Origin of the sequence: Candidatus Accumulibacter contiguus (genome assembly GCF_012940005.1) — a bacterium.
GTDB classification, from domain to species: Bacteria; Pseudomonadota; Gammaproteobacteria; order Burkholderiales; family Rhodocyclaceae; genus Accumulibacter; species Accumulibacter contiguus.
Window position 1 is genome coordinate 1 of record NZ_SPMX01000107.1, and the last position, 4190, is coordinate 4190.

Below are 4190 nucleotides of genomic sequence, written 5' to 3' on the forward strand. Positions count from 1 at the left end.
CCATCTGCCTCCCCGGCCGCTTCCGAATCCTCATCCCCAGAGTTTGTGCTGTGCCACGGAGGGTCACTGCGGGGTGGCCGAGAACTGGTCTGGGAGTTCGCCTTGAGCCGCTCCCGCGCCTCTTTCAAATCCCACAGCAACTTCACCAGCAAGCCATCTTTCTGCTTCGCCGGTAACGCCATCAGCTTCTGCTCATCCCACTGCTGAAGATCAAAGTCGCTCAGGTACACTCACTTGCCTCACGAACACGATTACCCGCTCACTGGTGAGATACCATAGCCAAACCATCCCTCGCTTGCAACCACTGCAGCATAGTTGGTATATGTCGTAGGGGGCTAAACGGTTACCGATTCTCTATTAGCGATGACCAAATACGCCTCTTACTCCATTGTTGTTATGGCTATTTTGGTTTGCTAGCAATAAGGAAAAAAAAGAACACGAAGTAGCCATTAAACAAAATCGTCGCCGATAGGGAATGCAACATGACTATTATTGCCAGGTTTCTTTGGAAGTTGCTTCCGCGCAAAAAAGTACTTAACTACCAGTAAAAAAGAACAGAACCATTGGAACGACACCATACACCACTCCAAGCCCAAACATGCCAGACAAGTACGTTGAACCATCCGACTGGATCTCCATATAATTGTATAACCAGGGCATTAGGAAGGCGTTTCGTCTCATAAACTCATCTACGCCTACATTCAAGCCAAAAATCTTCTCAGCCAGGCTCATATGATAAAATACAGCCGGCGAATTGGCCAGTCTAACATTTGTGGCCACATCGGTACTTAGGAGTTTCTCTATCGCTGGATCAAACAAGGCGGTATACTGGGTTGCCATAAGCACGGCAACGAACAGCACCGTCACAACTACAAAAGTAGCATAGCCGGCATCTTTACGCCTGCTCATCGTCATATTACTAAGCAACAATGCCCCGGCGATTACAATTCCGTACGTCGATCCGCTTACTAGTATTCCACAAATCAGTATCGCCGCAACCTTGGCTTCCCTTTTTACCAACGCCAGCGCGATCCCAGGCAATATAAATGCGGCGTACATTTGTGGCTCGGTAAAAAAATCCTGAGGCTCTACTTGCCGCGATCCATAGGCCCTGTTCTTGCTCTGCTGTTGTTGTTGGAAACAACTGAATAGGAGCCAACAGATCGCCCGTCGCGGCCATGTAAACTCCTTGAACCATCACCACCCACGACGCAACAAGGCACAATACCCTATATTTCTTGTAGAATTCATCGATGTTTAGTCTTGAAGAGAACGCAACAACACACAACGATAGCAGCACGCCCATAAAGTAGTAATTCTTGTTCGCTGTAAATAAATCTCTTAAGGCTATGGATTTAACAAGAAGTATTATATATATTGACAGCACGAACAGCAAGAACAGTTTATCGGTCTTAAGTACTAGATTTTGTCTTAGCGTGAATAGCGCAACGACAACGCCGACCACATAACCCATATTTGCGAACCCCATTAGACGATATTGGGAGAGCAATAGGTAAACCGCGAGTGTTACCGATATCGCGCTAGAAGTACGCGCTGTGACGCCCGAGACTATCATAAAGCCTGTCCTTTCGGCAAAGCTACTATTTTCCCCAGCAGTTCTCATGTCAAACCCACGCAAGGCGGCTGTTGGCGTAGGTTGGCGCACGAGGATTGGCAGACTTGGGCGATGAAGATTGAGGGAAACTACGGCTGTTCTGAAAATAATCCTGGTAAACAGTGTGTTATGGTGTTAACCTCGAACTTGATCGAAGTATTGATGATTTTCAGGTTCGAGAAGGTTCGAGATGCATTCCGGGCTTTACCGGACGGGCGCAAGCGAAGCAACGCCCGGCTCTATGAGATGGAGGATGCGGCCCTGTCGGCCTTCGCCGTGTTTTTCTCGCAAAGTCCGTCCTTCCTCGATAAGCGGTCCTCAAAAAGTCTTCCGACATTCCAGCAGCGATTCGAGGAGAAATTCCGCCCTGTGATTGTCGGAGAACTTATCCGAGACCGCTTATTAGAGTTGCTATTAGCGGACCAACCCCAATAAAGATATGCCAACTTGATCACCTGTTGGCAATTGCAACCGCAAAACAGTCGTTGTACAGTCTTAAGACTGATCCTTCGCTAAAGCGACGGCAGTATAGCTTCACGTCCTTGCTTTCGCAATTTTTTGTCTACTGCCTGTAATAGCTTATCAATTATCTCCTTGGTATTGTTAACGTCATTAATTAAAGTAACACAATCGCTCTCTTCAAGCATGGATGCTATTTCCATTTTGCCGTTGATCAACACCGGCACCCCGTAGGCAAGAGCCTCTATGACAGACATACCAAACCCCTCTACCTTGCTAAGCAAGACGACCAAGGAGGCTCGTAAGTAATACTGATTAAGATTGGCCCGTGGAACATGGCCATGGAATTCCACAACTCCCTTCAGCAGATCGTTAGTCTTGTATATGTCGACAGATGCGTCGCATACTTCGCCGCAAAAAAACAAACCGAAACCGATCGCCTATCCGATCTCTATGCTCAACAACTGCCTGCAATAACGCAGCTTGGTTCTTTTGCTTGCTTATGTTACCAACGTACAATATCGTGTGTCTATTGCCCTTTACTTTGTTGGTTTTTGCCGAACAAAACTCGTCTCTCAAGAAGTTGGGGATTACGTGGATTCTGTTTGCCACACTAGGTCCACAATACTTAACCACAATCTCCTTCGTCGCGTTAGTCAACACCGTTAATTGTGCTTTTTTTTGACTGAACAAATTCGCCTAAAAAGCGTTTCTCCCACTCTTTGGTCATTAGACTCGCTTTGCTATGCTCCGAAAATGAATTTAGCCCATGAAGCGTTACGACAACCCCCTTATCGGAATTGTTGGCTGCTTCCCAAGCGGGATACAAGTTAGGACTACAGCCGTGAATGTGAATGACATCGGCCAGCGCAATATAGGTGTTTATGTAATCCTGAGCATAATACGCATAACATACTCTGAGGACTTCTCTGGATATGGATCTTGTTTTCAAAATAAACTTAAGCGCACTCCACGTCGCCCATAGCTTACGTGATCGCACTAATATCGTTACTATTCTGTTTCCTAGGTACTTGACACCACAAAATGCGAACGTAGTGTAATTTCCGCTGTAAGAATAAAATGTGACATCAGAGCGTTTCGACATGGCCATTAGGATATCTTGAACAACGTAGCCATAACCAGTCTTATTTCGGCTTAAGTCCTTTAAGCTATCGTTTGTTGCATAGTTTGCAATGCTTAGGACTTTCAGCATACTCGATCTCCTCAGAAACAAAGTTGCTTATGTTGGCCACTTTATGCCTAGCGGCGTTGGCGTATTCGTTCGTACAAAATCCCGGGAACTTAAAACCAAACGTAACACCGCCCACTCGGGAACCGCTGATTAACGCACCTTTCCGACAGACGCGGGGCCGCGAAGCCATCCGCGGCAATCCCAGACCTGACTGGTTATGACTCGAACATGCGTTATGTAAAGATTCACCCCCCTACGCAGTTGCCGGGATGGCAGGGAGCGCGGGAAGTTCGAGGCCCTTGCGGGCAGCCTCGATGACGGTGCCGAGATAGCGCCAGGCGCATGCCTCGCGGCGGCGGCAGGTTTCGATGACGCTGGCCAAGAGAGCAAAGGCGCGGGACCCTTCTTCGGAGCGGGTGCCGTGGCTGAGGTAGCGCGCAATCACCCAGTGTCGCAGCGCCTGTTCGGCGGCGTTGTTCGTCAGCGGCAGATGGGGCTCGTTGACCGGGCGCAGGATGACCTTCCAGTCGTACAGGAATTCGCGGGCGACGCTGCCCAGCACCTTGTGGTCATCCGCCTGGTGCGCCTCGCACTGTTGCCGTAGCCGCTCGATGGCCGCGGCGTAGCGAATCCGCAGTCCTTCCAACGGCGGGTCGATTCGCGCCGCGTAAATGGCGGCCATCCAGGTCTTCATCAGCCCTTCCATCTCCTTTCCGACCTCCGCCACCCGAGCATCACTCGATTCGGCCAGTCCCCGCAGCTTGCGCATCAGGTGCGCCCAGCAGCGCAGGCGGTTCTCCCAAGCGCGGTAGACTCGGTAGCCATCACTGATGAGGCGGCCATCAAAACCGTCTTGCAGGGCGTTTTGCAGAATTTCCGCCGTGCGGTAGCCGATGAAGAACACCACGGTGTGGGTCGTGACCA

At 49.7% G+C, this 4190-nt stretch carries 4 protein-coding genes and 2 pseudogenes; 1 reads left to right on the forward strand and 5 read right to left on the reverse strand.

Annotated features, from left to right (window positions below; translation table 11 throughout):
* Together E4Q08_RS24195 and E4Q08_RS23260 are read right to left on the reverse strand one after the other, a co-directional pair.
* Window positions 1-230 (reverse strand): annotated as a pseudogene (locus tag E4Q08_RS24195) (DUF6444 domain-containing protein); the annotation flags it as partial.
* Window positions 231-534: 304 nt separating this feature from the next.
* Window positions 535-1059, reverse strand: coding sequence for a hypothetical protein (locus E4Q08_RS23260; protein ID WP_169072160.1), 525 nt, complete (start codon window positions 1057-1059; stop codon window positions 535-537).
* A gap of 718 nt (window positions 1060-1777) precedes the next feature.
* Here E4Q08_RS23260 and E4Q08_RS25225 point away from each other — a divergent pair.
* Window positions 1778-1924 (forward strand): annotated as a pseudogene (locus tag E4Q08_RS25225) (ISNCY family transposase); the annotation flags it as partial.
* 203 nt (window positions 1925-2127) lie between these two features.
* On the opposite strand, the gene E4Q08_RS23270 reads toward E4Q08_RS25225, so the two are convergent.
* From E4Q08_RS23270 to E4Q08_RS23280, 3 genes are all read right to left on the reverse strand, one after another.
* Window positions 2128-2499 carry a glycosyltransferase gene (locus E4Q08_RS23270; RefSeq protein WP_248595116.1) on the reverse strand — a complete coding sequence of 124 codons (372 nt, stop codon included), beginning with the start codon at window positions 2497-2499 and terminating at the stop codon, window positions 2128-2130.
* 227 nt (window positions 2500-2726) lie between these two features.
* A complete protein-coding gene (locus tag E4Q08_RS23275; RefSeq protein ID WP_169072163.1) occupies window positions 2727-3287 on the reverse strand; it encodes a glycosyltransferase family protein in 561 nt (186 codons plus the stop codon).
* A gap of 232 nt (window positions 3288-3519) precedes the next feature.
* Window positions 3520-4190 (reverse strand): IS66 family transposase (locus E4Q08_RS23280; RefSeq protein ID WP_169072164.1); only part of this gene is annotated, 671 nt, incomplete at its 5' end.